General features: G+C 62.2%; 20 protein-coding genes. 19 read left to right on the forward strand and 1 reads right to left on the reverse strand.

The window, feature by feature from the left end:
- The first annotated feature begins 42 nt into the window (after window positions 1-42).
- The 14 genes from AC1DV9_RS00185 (at window position 43) to AC1DV9_RS00250 (ending at window position 17,741) form a co-directional block, all read left to right on the forward strand.
- Window positions 43-957 carry a carbohydrate ABC transporter permease gene (locus AC1DV9_RS00185; RefSeq protein ID WP_477945453.1) on the forward strand — a complete coding sequence of 305 codons (915 nt, stop codon included), beginning with the start codon at window positions 43-45 and terminating at the stop codon, window positions 955-957.
- A complete protein-coding gene (locus tag AC1DV9_RS00190; RefSeq protein ID WP_442209380.1) occupies window positions 957-1,820 on the forward strand; it encodes a carbohydrate ABC transporter permease in 864 nt (287 codons plus the stop codon). The genes AC1DV9_RS00185 and AC1DV9_RS00190 overlap by 1 nt, the downstream gene beginning before the upstream one ends.
- A gap of 27 nt (window positions 1,821-1,847) precedes the next feature.
- Window positions 1,848-3,776, forward strand: a complete 1,929-nt coding sequence (locus tag AC1DV9_RS00195; RefSeq protein WP_477945455.1) for a glycoside hydrolase family 127 protein — start codon at window positions 1,848-1,850, stop codon at window positions 3,774-3,776.
- Window position 3,777: 1 nt separating this feature from the next.
- Window positions 3,778-4,845, forward strand: coding sequence for an ABC transporter ATP-binding protein (locus AC1DV9_RS00200; protein WP_477945457.1), 1,068 nt, complete (start codon window positions 3,778-3,780; stop codon window positions 4,843-4,845).
- A 99-nt stretch (window positions 4,846-4,944) separates the two neighbouring features.
- Window positions 4,945-5,532, forward strand: coding sequence for an ANTAR domain-containing response regulator (locus AC1DV9_RS00205; protein WP_112388214.1), 588 nt, complete (start codon window positions 4,945-4,947; stop codon window positions 5,530-5,532).
- 49 nt (window positions 5,533-5,581) lie between these two features.
- On the forward strand, window positions 5,582-6,856 hold the full coding sequence (locus AC1DV9_RS00210) for a CmpA/NrtA family ABC transporter substrate-binding protein (RefSeq protein ID WP_477943997.1): 1,275 nt from the start codon (window positions 5,582-5,584) through the stop codon (window positions 6,854-6,856).
- Window positions 6,857-7,217: 361 nt separating this feature from the next.
- Window positions 7,218-8,516 carry a CmpA/NrtA family ABC transporter substrate-binding protein gene (locus AC1DV9_RS00215; RefSeq protein WP_477945459.1) on the forward strand — a complete coding sequence of 433 codons (1,299 nt, stop codon included), beginning with the start codon at window positions 7,218-7,220 and terminating at the stop codon, window positions 8,514-8,516.
- Window positions 8,517-8,575: 59 nt separating this feature from the next.
- Window positions 8,576-9,463 carry a nitrate ABC transporter permease gene (ntrB, locus tag AC1DV9_RS00220; protein WP_477945460.1) on the forward strand — a complete coding sequence of 296 codons (888 nt, stop codon included), beginning with the start codon at window positions 8,576-8,578 and terminating at the stop codon, window positions 9,461-9,463.
- A 72-nt stretch (window positions 9,464-9,535) separates the two neighbouring features.
- Window positions 9,536-10,333, forward strand: a complete 798-nt coding sequence (locus AC1DV9_RS00225) for an ABC transporter ATP-binding protein (protein ID WP_477945461.1) — start codon at window positions 9,536-9,538, stop codon at window positions 10,331-10,333.
- A gap of 4 nt (window positions 10,334-10,337) precedes the next feature.
- A complete protein-coding gene (gene nirB, locus AC1DV9_RS00230) occupies window positions 10,338-12,788 on the forward strand; it encodes a nitrite reductase large subunit NirB (RefSeq protein WP_477945462.1) in 2,451 nt (816 codons plus the stop codon).
- Between the two features lie 4 nt (window positions 12,789-12,792).
- Window positions 12,793-13,128 carry a nitrite reductase small subunit NirD gene (gene nirD, locus AC1DV9_RS00235; RefSeq protein WP_477945463.1) on the forward strand — a complete coding sequence of 112 codons (336 nt, stop codon included), beginning with the start codon at window positions 12,793-12,795 and terminating at the stop codon, window positions 13,126-13,128.
- A gap of 206 nt (window positions 13,129-13,334) precedes the next feature.
- The gene (locus AC1DV9_RS00240) at window positions 13,335-15,989 is read left to right on the forward strand and encodes a nitrate reductase (protein ID WP_477945465.1); all 2,655 of its coding nucleotides are present in this window, start codon (window positions 13,335-13,337) and stop codon (window positions 15,987-15,989) included.
- Window positions 15,990-16,133: 144 nt separating this feature from the next.
- The gene (locus AC1DV9_RS00245) at window positions 16,134-17,165 is read left to right on the forward strand and encodes a CorA family divalent cation transporter (protein WP_477945466.1); all 1,032 of its coding nucleotides are present in this window, start codon (window positions 16,134-16,136) and stop codon (window positions 17,163-17,165) included.
- A 69-nt stretch (window positions 17,166-17,234) separates the two neighbouring features.
- Window positions 17,235-17,741 (forward strand): hypothetical protein, encoded by a 507-nt coding sequence (locus AC1DV9_RS00250; RefSeq protein ID WP_112388987.1) that lies wholly within the window; start codon window positions 17,235-17,237, stop codon window positions 17,739-17,741.
- A gap of 3 nt (window positions 17,742-17,744) precedes the next feature.
- On the opposite strand, the gene AC1DV9_RS00255 is transcribed toward AC1DV9_RS00250, so the two are convergent.
- Window positions 17,745-18,068: a DUF6074 family protein gene (locus tag AC1DV9_RS00255; protein ID WP_477945468.1), complete on the reverse strand. Its 324-nt coding sequence runs from the start codon at window positions 18,066-18,068 to the stop codon at window positions 17,745-17,747.
- Between the two features lie 193 nt (window positions 18,069-18,261).
- On the opposite strand from AC1DV9_RS00255, the gene AC1DV9_RS00260 reads away from it, so the two are divergent.
- The 5 genes from AC1DV9_RS00260 to AC1DV9_RS00280 all read left to right on the forward strand — a co-directional run bounded on the left by AC1DV9_RS00260 (window position 18,262) and on the right by AC1DV9_RS00280 (window position 22,759).
- Window positions 18,262-18,756, forward strand: coding sequence for an Lrp/AsnC family transcriptional regulator (locus AC1DV9_RS00260; protein WP_477944004.1), 495 nt, complete (start codon window positions 18,262-18,264; stop codon window positions 18,754-18,756).
- A gap of 118 nt (window positions 18,757-18,874) precedes the next feature.
- Window positions 18,875-20,371 carry an NAD-dependent succinate-semialdehyde dehydrogenase gene (locus AC1DV9_RS00265; RefSeq protein ID WP_477945470.1) on the forward strand — a complete coding sequence of 499 codons (1,497 nt, stop codon included), beginning with the start codon at window positions 18,875-18,877 and terminating at the stop codon, window positions 20,369-20,371.
- A 37-nt stretch (window positions 20,372-20,408) separates the two neighbouring features.
- On the forward strand, window positions 20,409-21,788 hold the full coding sequence (locus tag AC1DV9_RS00270) for an aminotransferase (protein WP_477945472.1): 1,380 nt from the start codon (window positions 20,409-20,411) through the stop codon (window positions 21,786-21,788).
- Window positions 21,789-21,882: 94 nt separating this feature from the next.
- The gene (locus AC1DV9_RS00275) at window positions 21,883-22,080 is read left to right on the forward strand and encodes a hypothetical protein (RefSeq protein ID WP_112388225.1); all 198 of its coding nucleotides are present in this window, start codon (window positions 21,883-21,885) and stop codon (window positions 22,078-22,080) included.
- A 40-nt stretch (window positions 22,081-22,120) separates the two neighbouring features.
- Window positions 22,121-22,759, forward strand: a complete 639-nt coding sequence (locus AC1DV9_RS00280; RefSeq protein ID WP_477945473.1) for an alpha/beta hydrolase family protein — start codon at window positions 22,121-22,123, stop codon at window positions 22,757-22,759.
- Window positions 22,760-22,973: the final 214 nt, after the last annotated feature.

The raw sequence follows: 22,973 nt of genomic DNA on the forward strand, positions 1-22,973 counted from the left end.
GATCCATCCCTGATGCAGCAATGAAAGATGCGGAGCGTTTCGATGACCGTTTCAGGTCCCCAGCGCCAGTTCGCCGGTCGCAAGCGGCGGCGCAGATCGCAATGGCGCGGACTTTTCTACATCGCGCCGGCCATGGCGCTGGTCATCGTCTTTTTCGTGATGCCGGTGCTCTTTACAGGCTGGATGAGCCTGCACAACTGGCCGCTGATGGGCGCGCAGCGCTGGATCGGCTTTGCCAATTATACCCGCATGTTCAACGACAGCCGCTTCATGGCGGCGCTGAATTTCACCGCCTATTACACCGTCATCGTCACCATCGCGATCTTCGCCGTCGCCTTCCCGCTGGCGATCTTCGTCGAGAAGGAGCGGCGCTTCGTCAGCACCTACAGGACGATCATCTTCCTGCCCGTTGTCGTCGGTCTCGCCACGGCCTCGCTGCTCTGGGTGTGGCTTGCGAATGTCGATAGCGGCTTCTTCGGTCCGGCGCTGCGCGCGCTCGGTCTCGTCGAGCGCAGCCCCAATATCATGGCGAGCTTCGACACCGCCTTTGCGACCATCGTCGTCATGGTGGTCTGGAAGATCGCCGGTTTCACGATGATCATCCTGCTGACCGGCCTGCAGGCCATTCCCACGGAACTCACCGAAGCCGCCCGCATCGACGGCGCCGGGCGCTGGCAGCGCTTCCGCCATCTCACCCTGCCGCTGATGCGCAAGACCATTGCGCTGGCGCTGATCGTCTCGGTCACCGGCTCGATCCTTGCCTTCGACCAGTTCTACATCATGACCTCGGGCGGGCCTCAGAACAAAATGATCTCGGTCGTCTACTACATCTTCAACCAGTCTTTCGTGTCCTTCAATCTCGGCTATGGCGCCGCCTTGTCGATCGCGCTTCTGGCGATCCTAGTGGCGATCTCCATCGTCCAGCTCTGGCTGCTGCGTGTCGGGGAGGAACGCTGATGACTTCCTCCAGTCAACGCCGCGCCCGCAAGCGCTTCCGCTCGCAATCGGCCTATCATGTCGCGGGGATCGCCATTTCGGTGTTCTTCCTGGCGCCCTTCGTGATCGCCCTGCTCTCGTCTTTCCGGCATGGCACCGAGGCCAGCCTCCCGCCCCTGCCGCCATGGCCGACGACCGGCGTCAGCTTCGATGCATATGCGCTGCTCGATACGTTCGGCGCCGGCATCTGGCAGCACATGATCAATTCGCTGTTCGTGTCGCTGGCAACGGTGGTGCTGACGGTCGCCGTCAGCCTGCTGGCCGGATACGGTTTCTCGCGCTACCGCTTCCCGCTGAAGAACGCGCTCTTCGTGCTGATCATCGCCACGCTGATGATCCCGTTCCAGTCGATCCTGACGCCACTCTTCATCATTCTCGCCAAGCTCGGCCTCAACAATTCGCTGCTTGGGCTGACGCTCGTCTATGTGACGCTGCAGCTGCCCTTCTCGGTCTTCATGATGCGCAATGCCTTCGACGCCGTGCCGAAGGAGATCGAGGAGGCGGCGCGGATCGACGGTGCGCGCGATTTGAAACTGCTGATCCGCGTGCTCCTTCCGCTGGTGCTGCCGGGCGTCGCGACCGTTGCGATCTTTGCCTTCCTGAATGCCTGGAACGAGTTCCTTGCCGCTCTCGTGCTGCTCTCCAGCAACGAGAAATACACGCTGCCCGTCCTGATGACGGCGGTGCGCGCCGGGCGCCTCGGCGCCATCAACTGGGGCGCGGTCCAGGCCGGTGTCGTCGTCATGACGATCCCCTGCCTGATCGTCTTCCTGCTTCTGCAACGCTACTACATGCGCGGGCTGATGGCCGGCGCGGTGAAATGATGATCTTTCAACGAAATGGATGAAGCCATGAACAAGCTGAAGAGAGACCGCCAGTTCCGTCCCCTGCCCGTGCCGAGCGTCGAGCTCGCCGGCCTGTTCGGCGACCGCCAGGATGCGATCTGCGATTCAACAGCCGAAACGCTGCTCGACCGCTGCGTCGAGGCCGGGATGATCCAGGCGATCGACGTCAACCAGCCAAGCCCCGGCGTCGTCATCCCGATCGGTCCATGGGGCGGGTCGACGCAGATGTTCTGGGACAGCGATCTCGGCAAGTCGATTGAAACAGTGGCCTATTCGCTCTACCGCCGCGCCAATCCAAAGCTGGAGGCCCGCGTCGATGAGATCATCGACATGTACGAGAAGCTGCAGGACAAGGACGGCTACTTGAACGCCTGGTTCCAGCGCGTGCAGCCCGGCCGCCGCTGGACGAACCTTCGCGACCATCACGAGCTCTATTGCGCCGGACACCTTATCGAAGGTGCGGTCGCCTATTATCAAGCAACAGGCAAGCGCAAGCTGCTCGATATCATGTGCCGTTATGCCGATTACCTGATCACCGTCTTTGGCCATGGCCCGGGCAAGCTTCCGGGCTATTGCGGTCATGAGGAAGTGGAGTTGGCGCTGGTGAAGCTTGCCCGCGTGACCGGCGAGAAGAAATATCTCGACCTCTCGAAGTTCTTCATCGACGAGCGCGGCGCAGAACCGCATTTCTTCACCGACGAAGCGACCCGCGATGGCCGCAGTGCCGCCGATTTCCACCAGAAGACCTATGAATATGGCCAGGCGCATCTGCCTGTGCGCGAGCAGAAGAAGGTCGTCGGCCATGCCGTGCGCGCCATGTATCTCTATGCCGGCATGGCCGATATCGCCACCGAGTATAACGACGATACGCTGACCTCGGCGCTCGAGACGCTCTGGGACGACCTGACGACCAAGCAGATGTATGTCACCGGCGGCATCGGACCGGCCGCGTCCAACGAAGGCTTCACCGACTATTACGACCTGCCGAACGAGAGCGCCTATGCCGAGACCTGCGCCTCTGTCGGCCTGGTCTTCTGGGCCAACCGCATGCTCGGCCGCGGTCCGAACCGCCGCTATGCCGATATCATGGAGCAGGCGCTTTATAACGGCGCGATGGCGGGCCTTTCGCTCGACGGCAAGACCTTTTTCTATGAAAACCCGCTCGAAAGCTCGGGCAAGCATCACCGCTGGATCTGGCATCATTGCCCCTGCTGCCCGCCGAACATCGCCCGGCTTCTGGCATCTGTCGGCTCCTATATGTATGCGGTCGCCGAAGATGAGATTGCCGTGCATCTCTATGGAGAAAGCAAAGCGCGTTTCGAGGTTTCGGGTGCCAAGGCCGAGCTTTCGCAGACGACGCGCTACCCATGGGACGGCGCGATCCATTTCGACCTAGATCTCGACCGCCCTGCCCGCTTTGCCATCTCGTTGCGTATCCCGGAATGGGCTGATGCCTCGACGCTTTCCGTCAATGGAGAAAGCATCGCGCTCGAATCCGTCGTCGTGGACGGTTACGCTCGCATCGATCGGGAATGGAAGAACGGCGACAAGGTGGATCTCGTCATTCCCCTTGAAGCCCGTAAGCTTTTCGCCAATCCGCGCGTGCGCCAGGATGCAGGACGGACGGCGCTGATGCGCGGGCCGCTGGTCTATTGCGTCGAGGAGACTGATAACGGCGCCGGGCTGAACGGCATTTCGCTTTCCGCCGATCCGTCGAAGGCAAAGGTCTCGGAAATCGCCGGATTGCGTGGCGCCGTCGCGCTCGATCTGCCGGTAAGCCGCGACGCGTCGGACTGGGGTGCCGATCTCTACCGGACAGCGCCGCCTTCAGCGAAGCCCGCAACGGCGCGCTTCGTTCCTTATCCTCTGTGGGATAACCGCGAACCGGGTGAGATGCTGGTCTGGGTTCGCGCTGGCGAGGCCCGTGGTGAATAAGATGCCTGATACAGGAGTGGTGCTCTCAGGCATTCGCAAGAGCTTCGGCAGTCTCGACGTCATCCATGGCGTCGACCTGACGATCGCGGAGGGATCCTTCGTGGTCTTCGTCGGTCCGTCCGGCTGCGGCAAGTCCACGCTCCTGCGGATGATTGCCGGGCTGGAAGATGTCACCGATGGCGAGATCGAAATCAAGGGGCGCAATGTCACCGATCTCGATCCCTCCGACCGCGGCATCGCCATGGTCTTTCAGTCCTATGCGCTCTATCCGCATATGAGCGTGCGCGACAATCTGGCTTTCGGGCTGAAGATGGCGCGGACACAAACTCCGGAGATAGATGCCCGCGTCAAGGCGGCGTCGGCGATCCTGAAGATCGACCATCTTCTCGACCGCCGCCCCGGCCAGCTTTCCGGCGGCCAGCGGCAGCGCGTCGCGATCGGGCGGGCCATCGTCCGCAAGCCCGACGTCTTCCTGTTCGACGAGCCCTTGTCGAACCTCGATGCAGAACTGCGCGTCTCCATGCGCATAGAGATTGCGAGGCTGCACCGGGAACTCGGCAACACGATGATCTATGTGACCCATGATCAGACCGAGGCGATGACGCTGGCCGACAAGATCGTCGTGCTGCGCGATGGCCGCGTCGAGCAGAGCGGAACACCGCGCGAAGTCTACGAAAGGCCGGCCAATGTCTTCGTTGCCGGTTTCATCGGCTCGCCGCGCATGAACCTGCTGAACGCCGAATGGCGCGGCGGTGGCCTTATCGCCGCCGGTGGCCAGACCATACAGTCGCCGATCTCCGGCGATGGTCTTTCGACCGGTGCCAAGGTGACGCTCGGCATTCGCCCAGAGCATCTCACCCTTGCAACCGCGGGCACCTTGCGCGCCACGGTCGATTTCTCCGAATATCTCGGCGGGACGCAATATGTCTACTGCCAGCTGCCGGATGGCCAGCCTCTGACGGCAGAGTACCGTTCGGCCGTGCCGATCGACGTCGGCGCCGAGGTCGCCTTGCGGGCTTCGCCGGAGGATATCAGGCTGTTCGATGAACAGGGATTGAGGCGGGACTGACGCCAATAGGGAACGCCTATTTTTTATCCACAGATGTTCCTTGCCCAAATTTATAGCCGTTATCTTGCGAGTCTTGCTGCACTGCGTCATAACTGACGCATGAACCACCTCGACCTGACGATCCTTGTCATCGACGAAACCGCGATCCGTGCTTCGATCATCGAAGAAGGATTGCGCGAAGCCGGGCATCTGCGCGTCACCGTCATTCACGAGGTCCAGGGCGTGGCGCGCATTATCGAAACGCTAAAGCCTGATGTCATCATCATCGATATCGAAAATCCGAACCGCGACATGATGGAACATCTGTTTCAGCTGACGCGCTCGGTCAGCCGCCCGATCGCCATGTTCGTCGATCGGTCCGATAGCGCCTCGATCGAGGCTGCCGTCGATGCCGGCGTCTCGGCCTATGTGGTCGACGGACTGAAGAAGGAGCGCGTCAAGCCGATCCTCGACATGGCCGTCAGCCGCTTCAATGCCTTCAGCCGCTTGCAACGCGAGCTTGCCGATGCCAAATCAGCCCTTGAGGAGCGCAAAGTCGTCGAGCGGGCCAAGGGCATCATGATGCGGATGCGTGGCCTGTCCGAAGAGGAAGCCTTTGCGTTGCTGCGCCAGACGGCGATGAACGAAAAGAAGAAAATGTCTGAAATCGCGCAGAGCGTCGTGACTGCGGCCGGGCTATTGATGTGAGCCCGCTCTTCGACGCGATGGGCGCCCGGAGGACGCTGGAGTGAATGTCTTGACGAAAATCAGCAGCGGCGACGGCCGCGCCGCATCTCCCGCACTTTTGACCGGCGAAGGACCAAAAGCCCTGCGCGCAGGCTTCATTCCGCTGGTCGATGCTTCGGTCTTGATCGCCGCCGCGGAATTCGGCTTTGCCAAGAAGGAAGGGCTGACGCTCGATCTGGTCAAGGATGTCTCCTGGGCCAATGTGCGCGACCGGCTGGCGTTCCGCCAGTTCGACATTGCCCATATGCTGTCGCCGATGCCGGTCGCAGCCATGCTCGGCCTCGGCTCCAATCCGTCCCCGGCAATCACGCCCTTCTCGCTCGGGCGCGGCGGCAATGCGATCACACTCTCCACGCGCCTGTTCGAGCGCATGCAGCAGACGGCAGGCATTTCCGAGACCGCCAGCGCGCTCGACAATGCCAACGCGCTTGCGGCCGTTCTTGCCGATATGCGTGCGCGCGGCGAAGCCATGCCGACCCTTGGGATGACCTATCCCTTTTCGTCGCACAATTACGAATTCCGCTACTGGCTGGCAGCCGGCGGCATCGACCCGGACAAGGACGTGAAGCTGGTGGTCGTCCCGCCGCCGCTGACCTCCGACGCGCTGGCAGCCGGCGGCATCGACGGTTTCTGCGTTGGCGCACCGTGGAACATGGTGGCCTCCGAACGCGGCGTCGGCCGTATCGTCGCCGCCAAGCAGGATATCTGGCCTTCGGCGCCGGAAAAAGTGATCGGCATGCGGCCGGATTGGGCCGAGAGCCACCCGGAAACCGTGTCACGGCTGATCGTGGCGCTGGATGGCGCGGCCCGCTGGTGCGACGACCCCGCCAATCACGATGTGCTGGCGGAAGCACTGGCTGACGCTCGCTATATCGCCGCCCCGGTCGAGATCATCCGCCACGTTCTTGCCGGCGAATTCAGCCTCGATGCCAAAGGCAACCGCCGCGTCATCGAAAACTACTTCCAGTTCCACGCCGGTCACGCCAATTATCCGCGGCCCAGCCAGGCGCTCTGGATTTATAGCCAGATGGTGCGCTGGGGCCAGGCGGAACCAAGCCTGACGCTGGCACGCGCCGCCGCTTCCGCCTACCGGCCCGACCTTTACCGTGCGGCGCTCGGTGATGACTGCACACCTGTTGACGCCGATGTCCGGATCGAGGGTGAGCGCGATGGCGACCGCTTCATGGACGGCCGGATCTTCGATCCGGGCGACTTCGCGGGCTATATCAACGGCTTTCCGGTCAAGAGCGCATCCATCCTCATCCGCGAGCCCACAGAGGCGTAAGCTCTACTGCGCTGCACAAATCGATGGCAGCCGGGCGCGCCTTGTTGAGAGCATTCGCATAAAAGATACGCAGTTGTCAGCGCTGCTCAATTTGAAGCAGACCGCCCTTTCTGGCTAAAAGTCGCAACCTTTCCAGATACTTGAATAGCCGCTTTTGAAATTGGCACGCCCTTTGCAAGGCTAGTAGTGCCCGGATCAACGGCGATCCAGGCAGACGAGCGCGCCATAGGCGTTCGCAACAGACATCGACGTCGCAAGGTTTTTGCAGTCCGGGACGCTCCCTTCCCGCAGACGCAATCTCCGAGCGGCGTTTTTTTTATGCCCAAAATCCGGCAACCACTCGACAGCAAGGGGACTGCGCATGACCAAGATCTTCTCCGGCAGCATCGGCCGCCGCAACGTCCTGAAGATAACCGCCACCGCTGCTCTCATCGGCGCAGTCCGTTCCGCCTTCCCATCCGGCGCTTTCGCTGCATCGGCAGGACCGGAAGTATCCGGCGCCAAGCTCGGCTTCATCGCGCTGACGGATGCAGCTCCCTTGATCGTGGCCAAGGAAAAGGGTCTCTTCGAAAAGCACGGAATGCCTGATGTCGACGTCGCCAAGCAGGCGTCATGGGGTGCCACGCGCGACAATCTCGTCCTCGGTGGCGCCGCGAACGGCATCGATGGCGCGCATATCCTCTCGCCGCTGCCTTATCTCATGCACACCGGCAAGGTGACTCAGAACAACCAGCCAGTGCGGATGGCTCTGCTCGCGCGCCTCAACTACGACAGCCAGGGCATTTCCGTCGCCAAGGAATATGCCAGTACCGGCGTCGGGCTTGACGCCTCGAAGCTGAAAGCGGCCTTCGAGAAGAAGAAGGCCGGCGGCGGTGAGGTCAAGGTTGCGATGACCTTCCCGGGCGGCACGCATGATCTCTGGGTCCGGTACTGGCTGGCCGCAGGCGGGATCGATCCCGACAAGGATGTCTCGACCATCGTCGTTCCGCCACCGCAGATGGTGGCCAACATGAAGGTCGGCAACATGGACGTCTTCTGTGTCGGCGAGCCCTGGAACGAGCAGCTCGTCAACCAGGGCATCGGCTTCACAGCGGCGACCACCGGCGAACTCTGGAAGCACCACCCTGAAAAGGCGCTCGGCATGCGCGCCGACTGGATCGAGAAAAATCCGAACGCCGCCAAGGCCTTGCTAATGGCGGTGATGGAGGCCCAGCAATGGTGCGACAGCATGGACAACAAGGAGGAAATGTCGGCGATCCTTGGAAAGCGGCAATGGTTCAACGTGCCGCCGAAGGATGTGCTCGGGCGCCTCAAGGGCGACATCAACTACGGCAATGGCCGCGTCGAGCACGGCACGGATCTCTACATGAAGTTCTGGGCCGGCGGCGTTTCCTACCCCTTCAAGAGCCATGACAGCTGGTTCATTTCCGAGAACATCCGCTGGGGTAAGTTCGCGCCGGATACGGATATCAAGACGCTAGTCGATCAGGTGAACCGCGAGGACATCTGGCGCGAGGCTGCCAAGGATCTCGGCGTTGCCGCCGCGGATATTCCGGCCTCGGCATCGCGAGGCAAGGAGACCTTCTTCGACGGCAAGGTCTTCGATCCCGAAAACCCATCCGCCTACCTCGATAGCCTCGCCATCAAGGCCGCGTCCTAGTTCCCCGCCTCCGGCGCGTGACGGGCGCGCCGGCCTTTTCATTCTCAAGGAGCGATCGCATGTCAGCCCTCGCAAAGAACGAACCGATCACGCCGGTCCCGGCCTCATCGAAAGCCGCGAAAGTGGTGCATCTGACCAAGCCGCCGGTGCGGCGTTTCAATCTCGGCAGTCTCGGTGCGGCCATCGTACGCAATGTCCTGCCGCCGATGATCGTGCTCTTCATCATCCTCGGCGTCTGGCAGGTTCTCTGTTCGTCGCCGACCGCCTCGCTCCCTTCGCCGCATCAGGTCTGGCAGGAAAGCTATGATCTGATCGCCTACCCGTTCTTCAACTACGGCTCGCAGGATATCGGCCTCGGCTGGCGCGTACTGATTTCGCTGCAGCGCGTTGCCTATGGCTTCGGCCTGGCGGCCATCGGCGGCATCGTCATCGGCGCCATCATCGGCCAGTCGGTCTGGGCGATGCGCGGGCTCGACCCGATCTTCCAGGTGCTGCGCACCGTTCCGCCGCTCGCCTGGCTGCCGCTGTCGCTGGCTGCCTTCCAGGACAGCAATCCATCGGCAATCTTCGTGATCTTCATCACCTCGATCTGGCCCGTGATCATCAATACCGCCGTCGGCGTACGCAACATTCCGCAGGATTATCGCAACGTCGCCGAGGTGCTGCGGCTCAACCAGATCGAATTCTTCTTCAAGATCATGCTGCCATCTGCCGCCCCCTACATCTTCACCGGCCTTAGGATCGGCGTCGGCCTGTCCTGGCTCGCCATCGTCGCGGCCGAAATGCTGACCGGCGGCGTCGGTATCGGCTTCTTCATCTGGGATGCGTGGAACTCGTCGCGCCTGCCCGACATCATCGTCGCGCTCGCCTATATCGGCGTCGTCGGCTTCGCCCTCGACAAGCTCGTTGCGGCAGCCGGAAGGCTGATCACCCGCGGCGCAAACTGAGGAGCAGCAATTCCAGGAAAAAGGGGAACCGGTTTTCGGTCCGGAATTGCGTCCACAACAAGGGATACTCAGATGACTGCCTATTTGAAACTCGATCATATCGACAAGCATTTCGATCGCGGTGGCACGCGCGCCGAAGTCCTGAAGGGGATCAACCTGACGATCGCCAAGGGCGAGTTCGTTTCGATCATCGGCCATTCCGGCTGCGGCAAGTCCACGCTGCTCAACCTGATTGCCGGGCTGACGCCGGTGTCTTCAGGCGCAGTTTTGCTTGAAAACCGGGAGGTGAATGCACCGGGGCCGGAACGCGCCGTGGTGTTCCAGAACCATTCGCTGCTGCCTTGGCTGTCGGTCTATGACAACGTCAATCTCGCCGTCTCCAAGGTCTTCGGTGGCACCAAGACGAAGGCCGAGCGCCATGACTGGGTCATGGCCAATCTCGACCTGGTGCAAATGGCGCATGCCAGAGACAAGCGACCTTCGGAAATCTCGGGCGGCATGAAGCAGCGTGTCGGCATAGCACGCGCGCTGGCAATGGAGCCGAAGATCCTGCTGCTCGACGAGCCTTTTGGCGCGCTCGACGCACTGACCCGCGCCCATCTGCAGGATGCGGTGATGGAAATTCATCAGCGGCTTGGCAACACCATGGTGATGATCACCCACGACGTCGACGAAGCGGTACTGCTGTCCGACCGGATCGTGATGATGACCAATGGCCCTGCTGCCCGGATCGGCGAAGTCCTCGACGTTCCGATCCCGCGGCCGCGGGGCCGCATCGAGCTGGCTTCCGACCGAACCTATCTCAAATGCCGCGAGGCCGTGCTGAAGTTCCTCTACGAACGTCACCGCTTCGTCGAAGCTGCGGAGTGACCCCATGACCGAGAAACTCGTCATCATCGGCAATGGCATGGCGCCCGGGCGCATGCTGGAGCATCTCTTCGAACAGGCACCCGGCCGTTATCAGGTCACGATCTTCAACGCCGAACCGCGCGTCAACTACGACCGAATCATGCTGTCGCCGGTTCTCTCCGGTGAGAAGACCTACGACCAGATCGTCATCCACGGCGACGGCTGGTACATCGATCACGGCATCACGCTCTACAAGGGCCACAAGATCGTCGCGATCGACCGGACGGCGAAGACCGTCACGTCGGATCACGGCGTCACCGAAAGCTACGACAAGCTGGTGATTGCCACCGGCTCGGTGCCTTTCATCATTCCGGTTCCGGGCAAGGATCTGCCGGGGGTCATCACCTATCGCGATCTGGACGATGTGCAGGCCATGTTGCTTGCAGCACAGTCGCGCGCCAAGGCTGTCGTCATCGGCGGCGGCCTGCTCGGCCTCGAAGCGGCCGCAGGTCTCAGCCTGCGCGGCATGGATGTCACCGTGCTGCACGTGAACCCGACCCTGATGGAGCGCCAGCTCGATCCCGCCGCCGGCTATCTCCTGCAGAAGGCGATCGAGGAACGCGGCATCAAGGTGATCTGCAAGGCCAATACCAAGGCGATTATCGGCAACGGCAAGGTCGAGGGCATCGAGCTCGATGATGGCAGGATCATTCCCGCCACCCTCGTCGTCATGGCCGTCGGCATCCGGCCGAATGCCGGTCTGGCGAAGGAAGCCGGGCTGGCCGTCAATCGCGGCATTGTCGTCGATGACGGCATGCAGACGTCCGATGGCAGCATTTTCTCACTCGGCGAATGCGCCGAAGTCGGCGGCATGGTCTATGGACTGGTCGCGCCGCTCTACGAAATGGCCCGCATTGCCGCCGCGCATCTGGCCGGTGATACCAAACCCGCCTTCATCCACTCCGACACGCCGACCAAGCTGAAGGTCACCGGCATCGAGCTCTTCTCGCTTGGCGATTTTGCCGATGGCGACGATCGCGAAGAGATCGTTCTCCGCGACGCGACAGCCGGCATCTACAAGCGGCTCGTCATCAAGGAAAACCGCATCATCGGCACGGTGCTCTACGGCGAAACCGCCGACGGCGCCTGGTTCAACGACCTGAAGAAGAAGGCGACCGATATTTCGCAGATGCGCGATACGCTGATCTTCGGCCAAGCCTACCAGGGAGGGTCGCCGCTGGACCCTATGGCGGCCGTTGCAGCCTTGCCGGATGATGCGGAAATCTGCGGCTGCAACGGCGTTTGCAAGGGAAAAATCACGTCGGCAATCACCTCCAAGGGTCTGACATCGCTCGATGATGTCCGTGCGCATACGAAGGCGTCAGCCTCGTGCGGCTCCTGCACCGGGCTTGTCGAACAGCTGATGTCGCTGACGCTCGGCGACGCCTATAGCGCCAAGGCGGTTCAGCCGATGTGCACCTGCACCGAGCTCGGCCATGACGACGTCCGCCGCCTGATCAAGGCGAAGAAGCTGAAAACGATCCCCGCCGTCATGCAGGAACTGGAATGGAAGACGTCCTGCGGCTGCGCCAAATGCCGCCCGGCGCTGAACTATTATCTCGTCGCCGACTGGCCGGATGAGTATGCCGACGACTACCAGTCGCGTTTCATCAACGAGCGCGTCCACGCCAACATCCAGAAGGATGGCACTTACTCCGTCGTGCCGCGCATGTGGGGTGGTGTGACCAACGCCAGCGAATTGCGCGCCATCGCCGATGTCGTCGACAAGTTCGAGATCCCGATGGTGAAAGTCACCGGCGGCCAGCGGATCGACCTTCTGGGGATCGAAAAGGAAGACCTGCCGGCGGTCTGGGCCGATCTCGGCAAGGCGGGTTTCATTTCCGGTCAAGCCTATGCGAAGGGGCTTCGGACCGTGAAGACCTGCGTCGGATCCGACTGGTGCCGCTTCGGCACCCAGGATTCGACAGGCCTCGGCATCCGCATCGAGAAATTCATGTGGGGTTCCTGGACACCGGCAAAATTGAAGCTCGCCGTCTCCGGGTGTCCGCGCAACTGCGCGGAGGCGACCTGCAAGGATATCGGCGTCATCTGCGTCGATTCCGGTTTCGAGATCCACTTCGCCGGCGCCGCGGGCCTCGACATCAAGGGCACGGAGGTGCTCGGCCTGGTGAAAACCGAGGATGAGGCGCTGGAGCATATCGTGGCGCTGACGCAGATGTATCGTGAGCAGGGCCGCTATCTCGAGCGCATCTACAAATGGGCAAAGCGTATCGGCCTCGACGAAATCCGCCGCCAGATCATGACCGATCACGACAAGCGCCGCGGATATTACGAGCGCTTCGTCTTCTCGCAGACATTCGCCCAGGTCGATCCCTGGTCGGAGCGGGTCTCCGGCAAGGACAAGCACGAGTTCAAGCCGATGGCGACTGTCGGCTTTAGCGAAGCGGCGGAGTGAGGAAATGGATATGAACTGGATTTCGATCGGCCACATATCCGACATCCCGCTGCGCGGCGCGCGTTGCGTGAAGACGCCCCAAGGCAAGATCGCCGTTTTCAGGACGGCGGAGAACGAGGTCTTAGCGATCGAGGATCACTGCCCGCACAAGGGTGGGCCGCTCTCGCAGGGTATCGTCCATGGCAAAGCCGTCACCTGCCCGCTGCACAACTGGGTGATCTCGCTGGAAACGGGCAAGGCGCTCGGGGCGGATGATGGAGCGGTGCGGACGATCCCTGTCAGAAACGAGGATGGGGCGCTGTTTATCGCGTTCGAGAGTTTGATGATGGCGGCGGAGTGAGCGGCTGATGGTGGAGAGAACATCCCCCTCTGCCCTGCCGGGCATCTCCCCCTCAAGGGGGGAGGTCGACTCGCGGTTGGCGTCTCGCCAAACAATTGAAGGTAGAACGATCGGTCGCGCCCAGCCAATCTCCCCCCTTGAGGGGGAGATGTCCGGCAGGACAGAGGGGGGTAACCACACCCGCCAGCACCTGAGAGGGCAGCCCCATGCCCACTGAGACCAAAACCACCTGCCCCTATTGCGGCGTCGGCTGCGGCGTCATCGCAAAACTCGACGACAACGGCACAGTCTCCGTCAAAGGCGACCCCGATCATCCCGCCAATTTCGGCCGCCTCTGCTCCAAAGGCTCGGCGCTCGCCGAAACCATCGATCTCGACGGCCGCCTGCTTTATCCTGAGATCGGTCGAGAACGGTCGGACTGGAATACCGCCCTCGACCTCGTCGCCTCCAAATTCTCCGATGCCGTCGCCGAACACGGCCCCGATGCCGTCGCCTTCTACGTTTCCGGCCAGCTGCTGACCGAGGACTACTACGTCGCCAACAAGCTGATGAAAGGCTTTATCGGTTCGGGCAATATCGACACCAATTCCCGTCTCTGCATGTCGTCGTCTGTCGCCGGTCACCGCCGCGCCTTCGGTTCCGATACCGTGCCCGGCACCTACGAGGATCTGGAGCTCGCCGATCTCGTCATCCTGACGGGTTCAAATCTCGCCTGGTGCCATCCGGTTCTCTATCAGCGGCTTTCGGCTGCAAAGACCGCCCGCCCTGGCATGAAGATCGTCGTCATCGATCCGCGCCGGACAATGACCTCTGACATTGCCGACCTGCACCTGGCGATCCGCCCCGATGGCGACGTCGCGCTTTTTACCGGCTTGCTGGCCCATATCGCCACCAGCCCGGCCATCGACCAGAACTATATCGGCGCTCACACAGCCGGATTTGGCGAGGCTTTCGCGGCCGCATCATCGATCAGCTGGGATACTTTGCTGGAACGGACCGGGCTGCCCGCCATGCAGCTCCGCGAATTCTTCCGGCTGTTTGAAACCACCGAGCGGGTGGTCACCTGCTACAGCCAAGGCGTCAACCAGTCGTCATCGGGCACGGACAAGGTCAACGCCATCATCAACTGCCACCTGGCGACCGGCCGGATCGGCCGGCCGGGCATGGGGCCGTTTTCGCTGACCGGCCAGCCGAACGCCATGGGGGGACGCGAAGTCGGCGGTCTTGCCAACATGCTAGCCGCCCACATGGCCATCGAAAACGCCGACGACAGGGATTGTGTCCAGCGCTTCTGGTCGTCGCCCGTCATTGCGCAAAAGCCCGGTCTCAAGGCCGTCGACATGTTCCGCGCCGTCGCCGATGGGCGCATCAAGGCGCTCTGGATCATGGCCACCAATCCCGTCGTCTCTATGCCTGACGCAAACGCGGTCGAGGCGGCGATTGCCGCCTGCCCCTTTGTCGTCGTTTCCGATGTTCTGCGAGAGACGGATACGACCCGCCATGCCGATGTGCTGCTGCCATCGCTTGGATGGGGAGAAAAGGATGGCACGGTCACCAACTCCGAGCGCCGCATTTCCCGCCAGCGTCCATTTCTGACCATTCCCGGCGAGGCAAAGCCGGACTGGTGGCAGCTTGCGCAAGTCGCGCGCCGCATGGGACACACGAGCGCTTTCGGCTTCGAAAACCCTGCGGCGATATTCGCCGAACATGCCACGCTTTCGGCTTTCGAGAATGACGGCACGCGCGATTTCGATATCGGGGCGCATGCCGATCTGGATCCTGATGCTTACGACAGTCAGCCGCCGTTCCAATGGCCGGCGCCGTCAGGCGGCGGCAACACGGCCCGGTTCTTCAGCCAGGGCGGCTTCTTTCACGGCGATCGCCGCGCCCGTTTCATCGCTGTCGAATTGCCGGAGACGGATCGCACCAGCAGCGGCTACCCGCTGACACTCAACACCGGGCGTATCCGCGACCAGTGGCACACCATGACCCGCACCGGCAAAAGCGCGCGCCTGTCTGCCCATATCGCCGAACCCTTCGCGGAGATCTATCCCCGCGACGCGATCGAACTTGGTGTGCGCAGTGCCGGTCTGGTGCAGCTCGAAAGTCCACATGGCACGGCGGTTGTCCGCGCGCTGGTAACCGACCGGCAGGCCCGCGGCAGCGTGTTCGTCCCGATGCATTGGAACGACCAGTTCGCCGCCCGCTCCCGCATCGATGCCGTCGTCGCGCCCGTCGTCGATCCGCTCTCAGGCCAACCGGCTTCGAAAAACGTTGCGGTCAAGATTCAGCCGGTGAAGGTCCAGCACTATGGCTTCGCGGTCTCGGTCGAAAAACCGGATGGTCTCGACTGCGATTACTGGGCACTCGCCAAGGCCGACGGTGGCTGGCGGCTGGAATTCGCGGCATGTGACAGCATGCAGGATTGGACGGGGTGGTGCAGAGCGCATCTCGGAATTCCGATGGAGGCCGAGCCGATCGGCTACACCGACGGCGCGACTGGTGAGACCCGCCTCGCCTTTTTCGACGGCAGCCGCCTGCTTGCCGCCCTCTTCATCGCCGCCGAGCCGGTCGCCGTCGCCCGCACCTGGGCGATCCAGCAACTGGTCGCCTCGCATGACGACTTGCGCAAACGCTTTGCGATCGTCGCCGGCCGGCCGGGCGCCGGAAAGGCGGATCCGGGCGCCACCGTCTGCTCCTGCTTCGGCGTCGGGGTCAACCAGATCATCGGCGCGATCCGCGGCGGCTGCCACAGCGTCGAAGCGGTCGGCAAGGAGCTAAATGCGGGAACCAATTGCGGCTCCTGCCGTGCAGAGATCCGCACGATCATCGACGGATGTCTGGCGGCTGCAGCGGAGTGAGTGGCTCGGCCGAACAGCCCGCAAGCGTGCGATCATTGATCAGAAACTGTAGTTCCGCCGCCCTTCGCGAAGTGCTAAACCATGCCGAAATAGCTGCATGATTTCGCTTTCTTTTTTGCACTTTCGACGGGAGGATGGGCACGGATGGAGGTCGCAGGCCAGAAGATCCAGCTGAGTTACGGCGTGGAACCCGGCATACGTTTTGCCGTCATTCTCGATGGCAAGGGCGGCTGCCGCGAAATCGGCGCGGCCGGTCTTCGCGACTGGAAGCCTGCCGATGGCGTTCTCTGGGTTCATCTGGAACGCGATCACGACGCCGCGGCCGCCTGGGTCGCCAGCAACGGCGGTTTCGATCCGCTCGTCGCCGATGCCTTGCTGGAGGACGAGTCCCGCCCACGTGTCGAGCCCGTCGACGACGGCCTGCTGATCATCCTGCGCGGCGTCTGTGCAGCGCCACCTGAGGAAGCCGAGGACGCCACCATCGAGATCGATCTCGTTCCCCTCCATGCCTGGGTAGACGAAAACCGCGTCGTGACGCTGCGCGATAGCGGGCACTACATCACAGCGCTGCGCGATATCCGCCAGGCACTCGAAAAGGGCAAAGGACCGAAGCGGACAGGTGAATTGCTTGCCCTCGTCAGCGACAAGCTGGTCAGGGACTTGGAGCCGGTTCTTGACCAGATGGACGAGGAAGTCGACGAACTCGACGAATTGATCTTTCATGGTGAGGCCGCCGAGGTCCGGGAGCGCCTCAAGCTGTTGCGCCGGCGGTCCGTACAGCTGCGCCGCTACCTCGCACCACAGCGCGACGCGCTGAACCGCATCGAGCACGACGACGCGCCCTGGCTTGCCGAGCGCGACAAGCTTCGCATGCGCGAGGTCATCGACAAGCTGATGCGCTTCATCGAATATCTGGATGCGATCCGCGACCGCACCGGCATCCTGCACGACGACTTGTCGACCGTGATCAGCGAGCGCATCGCCCGCAATTCCAACCGGCTCGCCGCCCTTGCCGCGCTGCTCCTGCCGCCGAGCGTCGTCGCCGGCCTGTTCGGCATGAATGTCGGCGGCATTCCTGGCGTCAACGACACCTGGGCCTTCATCATCATCGTCGCCTTCGTGGCGGCAACCTCAATCGCGACCCTCTATATCCTCAAGCGCATCAACTGGCTCTGATGCCATTGGGCGGAACCGTCGCCGCTTTCACTGCGTTCTGTGTCAATTCCGCTCATGGGGATTGAGACCATGCGTATTCAGGCACGCCTCTTTGCAATTCTTGCCGGGCTTTGCGTTGCGGCACCGGCGGCCGCTGACGAAGCGGGCTTCCTGCAACCGCTCAGCGGCAACTGGACCGGGACCGGCAAGGTCACCCGCAAGATAGGCAGCTCACCGATCAACGTCTCTTGCAAGTTCAATATCAACGCGCCGGGAGCTTCGATCTCTATGCGCGGCAATTGCCGCGGGCTTCTGGTGATCAACCGCGCCATATCCGCCGACCTGACGGCACGGGGCACGCGCTATTCCGGAACCTATGTCGGCCCGTCCGGGGCGCCCTCGCAGCTTTCGGGAAGCCGTCAGGGCGATGTGATCAATCTCGCGGTCCGCTGGGCGCGTCTGATCAACGGCGACCGCAATGCCAACATGACGATCAGCAAGCGCGGCAACAGTCAGCTGTCGATCCAGACAGTCGACAGAGATCCGGCATCCGGCAAGACCGTGGTCACCAGCGAGATCAGCCTGCGCCGGCTCTGACGATCAGGCGATACGGCGCTTCTTCTGCTGTTCGGCACGCGTTGCGGCCAAGGCCCGGGCCTGGTGGCGCTGGACGAGTACCGTCTGGACGGTTGCCTGAAAATCGAGAACGCGCTCGCTGATCGCTTCGCCCGTCAGTCCGCATTGGGCCAATTCATCCGCCAGCCGGCGGCACTCGGCCTTCCAGAATGTCACGGCTGCCTCGCCATGCAGGTTGTCGAGCGTTTCGGCGCAACGATCGACATCGCCTGCCTTGCTCACATCGCGCACGATCAAAAGTTCACTGTTCTTGAGAGCGGCAAGAAGCGCCGCAGGAGAGGCATCCATCGAATCATCCCGGTTCACGAACTCAATCGTTAGACCGGCGATGGTTAACGACTGCTTGCGCATCGAAGAGATCGCGTCCCAATCTGCCTTCGGCGTTATTCAAGTATCTTGGAAGTCACCTCGATTGACGCCAGCCAAATGCGCTTCCATTGTCGCGCTCGCTTTTGAAATGATTTGGACGGCCGGAACGATCATGAAACTTGACGCCATCGACCTCAGAATTCTCGATGCGATTCAGCGGGATGGCCGCATTACCAAACTTGCCTTGGCAGAAAAGGCAGGACTTTCGCCGACGCCCTGCTGGATGCGGCTGCGCAAGCTGGAAAAGGCAGGCATCATCACCGGCTATCACGCGCGCATCGCGCTGCGCAAGATCGCCCCGGTCGCCAGCGTCATGGTGGAAGTGACGCTCGCCAATCACCGGCAGAGCGATTTCGAACGCTTCGAGCGGGCGGTCACCGGCATCCCCGAAATCGTCGGCTGCTGGTCGGTCGGTGGCGGTGTCGATTATTTCCTGAAGGTAGCAGCCCCTGACATCGATGCCTATCAGCGGCTGATCGATGGTCTGCTCGATCGCGAGCTCGGGATTGAGCGCTATTTCACCTATATCGTCACCAAGACCGTCAAGGATGAGACGGTCTTGCCGGTCGCAGCCCTGGTGCAGACAGAGACCCCATCCGAGCCATAGACAGATCGTGTGGCCTGCCGCGAAGCCTTAGACAATCTCTCTCTTTAAAGCGCCCTCAAAGGACAAAATCTCGCCTCCTCCCGTGAAAGACTTCGCCGTCGGTAACGAGGAGACAGACATGACCGCGGTTTTTGCCCGCCCCGATTTTCACACGGCGCTGTCGCGCCTCAAGGACAGGCATCTGCTGCGCGACCTCGCCTATTGCGATGGCCGCTGGTCTGCGGGCACCGACGGCAGAAGCTTCGAGGTTACCGATCCCGCAAGCGGCGCAACCGTCGCCTGGGTGGCGAGCCTTGGCGCTGAAGAGACCACGGCGGCCATCGATTCCGCTGCCCGCGCCATGCCCGCCTGGCGGGCGATGCTGCCGCAGGAGCGGGCCCGGATTCTTCGCAAATGGCACGACCTGATGCTGGAAGCCAAGGACGATCTGGCTCTGATCATGACGCTGGAGCAAGGCAAGCCGCTGTCGGAATCGCTCGGCGAAATCGACTATGCCGCCTCCTTCGTCGAATGGTATGCCGAAGAGGGCAAGCGGCTGAATGCCGAAAACGTCACCAGCCATCTGCCGGGCGCCGAGATGATCGTTCGCCGCGAAGCGCTTGGGGTGACCGGCATCGTCACGCCCTGGAATTTTCCGTCCGCGATGATCACCCGGAAGGCGGCCGCCGCCCTTGCTGCCGGCTGTACCGTCGTTGCTCACCCGTCTTCGGAAACGCCGCTCTCTGCGCTGGCTCTTGCCGAACTCGGCGAGCGTGCCGGGCTTCCCGCCGGGGTCTTCAATGTCGTGACCGGCGATGCTGCGACCATCGTCGGCCGCCTTTGCGAAGACGAGCGCATCCGGGCAATCAGCTTTACCGGCTCGACAGGTATCGGCAAGTTGATCGCAGGCCAATGCGCACCGACCATGAAGCGACTCGTCATGGAGCTCGGCGGCCACGCACCTCTCATCATCTTCGACGATGCCGATATCGCGCAGGCGGTGAAGATCGCCATCGACGCGAAGTTTGCGACATCCGGCCAGGACTGCCTCGCCGCCAACCGCATCTTCGTGCATCGCTCGATCGCTGCGCAGTTTGAAGCGGCATTTGCCACACGCATCCGCGAATTGAAGGTCGGAGACGGCCTGTCCACGGGCGCCGAAATCGGCCCGCTGATGCACGAGCGGGCTATCGCCAAGGTCGAGGAGCAGGTCGAGGATGCGCTGAAGCGCGGCGCCAAACTCATCACCGGCGGCAAGCGGCACAAGGCGGGCAAACTGTTCTTCGAACCGACGCTGCTGTCGGATATCCCGGCCGACGCGCTGATCATGCGCGAGGAAACCTTCGGCCCGGTCGCGGGCATCACCGTCTTCGATACCGAAGAGGAGGTCGTCGCCAAAGCCAACGACACCGAATACGGCCTCGTCGCCTATGTCGTTACCGCCAATGGCGCGCGGCAGATGCGGCTCGGCCGCGCACTGGAATACGGCATGGTCGCCATCAACAGGGTGAAGATCACGGGCGGCCCGATCCCCTTCGGCGGCTGGAAGCAATCCGGCATCGGCCGCGAAGGATCGCGCCACGGCATCGAGGCCTTCACCGATCTCAAATATCTCTGCATCGACACCGCCGCCTGACACGGCACTCACACTCATGACATCAAGGACATCTGCCATGCTCGACAGAAGCAACGAACTCAACGCCTGGGACCGCGACCACTTCTTCCATCCGTCGACACACATGGGCATGCACGCCCGCGGCGAGACCCCGACCCGCGTCATCTCCACGGGCGAAGGCGCCTACATCACCGACACCAACGGCCGCACCAGCCTCGATGCCTTCGCAGGTCTCTACTGCGTCAACGTCGGCTACGGCCGTCAGAAGATCGCCGACGCGATCGCCAATCAGGCGAAGAATCTCGCCTATTACCATTCCTATGTCGGTCACGGCACGGAAGCCTCGATCACGCTGTCGAAGATGATCATCGACCGGGCACCCGAAGGCATGAGCCGCGTCTATTTCGGCCTCTCCGGCTCGGATGCGAACGAGACCAACATCAAGCTCATCTGGTACTACAACAATATTCTGGGCCGCCCGGAAAAGAAGAAGATCATCTCGCGCTGGCGCGGCTATCACGGTTCCGGCGTCATGACCGGCTCGCTGACCGGGCTCGAGCTCTTCCACAAGGCCTTCGACCTGCCGCGGGCGCCGGTCCTGCACACCGAGGCACCCTACTATTTCCGCCGCCCGGACCGTTCGATGGACGAGGAGCAGTTCTCGCAATATTGCGCCGACAAGCTGGAAGAGATGATCTTGGCCGAAGGCCCGGATACGGTTGCCGCTTTCATCGGCGAGCCGATCCTTGGCACCGGTGGCATCGTGCCGCCGCCGAAGGGGTACTGGCAGAAGATCCAGGCCGTGCTCGACAAGTATGACGTCATGCTGGTCGCCGACGAAGTGGTCACCGGCTTCGGCCGCCTCGGCACCATGTTCGGCTCCGATCACTACGGCATGAAGCCCGGTCTGATCACCATCGCCAAGGGCCTGACCTCGGCCTACGCGCCGCTCTCCGGCACCATCGTCTCCGACAAAGTCTGGCAGGTGCTGGTTCAGGGTTCAGATCAGATGGGCGCGATCGGCCACGGCTGGACCTATGCGGCGCATCCGATCTGCGCGGCAGCCGGTATTGCCAATCTCGAACTGATCGACGAACTGGATCTCGTCAAGAATGCCGGCGAGACCGGCGCCTATTTCCGCAGCGAGCTTGCCAAGGCTGTCGGCTCCCACAAGCATGTCGGCGAAGTGCGCGGCGACGGCCTGATGGCGGCGATCGAATTTGTCGAGGACAAGGACGACCGCAAATTCTTCGACGTCTCCCGCAAGATCGGCCCGCAGATCTCTGCTGCCCTTCTCGAGCGCGGCGTCATCGGCCGGGCCATGCCGCAGGGCGACATCCTCGGCTTTGCGCCGCCGCTTTGCCTCACCCGCGAAGAGGCCGATATCGTCGTCAAGGCGGCCGCCGGCGCCATCGATACGGTGTTCAAGTCGATTTGATAGATCAGGGAGCCCGCAATAGCCGGCTCCCCTCCCACGGTTGCGGAACCAATTGTTTGCTCGCCAGTTTGCCTTGTGCAGAAGGAGCAAAACCATGCTGACACTTGAAGACGCACTGATGGTCTCCGCCGAACGCGTCGCTCATTGCCGTGGAGAGGTCGAACTCGACATTGTCGATATCATCGACAGGTTCGAGGCAGTCGGCTTTTCCCGCAAGGAAGTGCTGGTGGCGCTCAGCGAAATTCTGACGGAGCAATTCGCCGGTCTGCCGGATCTGCCGCGCTTCCATTAAGGCGCTGGCGGCAGCCGCGGTCAGCCTGTAGAAAGCAGCGATGGACATCCGCTTCCTGATAACAGGCGATGATAGCGCCGGAACCACTATTCTTCTCGCCCATGGCGCTGGCGCGCCGATGGATTCCAAATCGATGAATGCTGTATCCGCAGCACTCGCCGACGCGGGTTTCCGCGTCGCCCGGTTCGAATTCGGCTATATGTCTTCCCGCCGGACATCCGGCCAGCGCCACCCTCCGCCGAAGGCCGAGACGCTGCAGTCAGAATATCGCGAGGCCGTCGAGGCTCTCAATTGCCAAGGCAGGCTGATCATCGGCGGCAAGTCGATGGGCGGGCGGGTCGCCAGCATGGTGGCCGATGACCTATTCGCGGCCGGCCAGATCGCCGGCCTTGTCTGCCTCGGCTATCCCTTCCATCCTCCGGAGAAACCGGCGCAGCTGCGCACCGCCCATCTGGAAGGATTACGCACACCAACCTTGATCGTGCAGGGTACACGCGATGAATTCGGCACCCGGCCCGAGGCCGAGGGATATAGGCTTTCGGCAGCGATCCGCATTCTGTGGCTGGAAGACGGCGACCATGATCTGGTCCCGCGCAAGAAGCTTTCCGGCTTCTCGGCGTCCGACCATCTGAAGACAACAGGCACAGAAGTCGCAGCCTGGGCTGCAACGCTGACATAGAGCCGAAAAAGAAAAAGGTGCTCTACCCTTTCGGGGAGCACCTTTTCTTTATTGCCCGGACGGCAAACGCTTGGCTGACCAGAGGTCGGCTTCGCAGGCCATCGATACGGGTGGTGAGCGCTAAATAGCTTCACGCCCCCGCGATTTCAAGGGTTCGATGGACATTTTCTGCAATTTATTGATCGGCGTCGCCACGACGCTTGAAGGACACCCG

The organism is Rhizobium sp. 01L410, assembly GCF_056400165.1.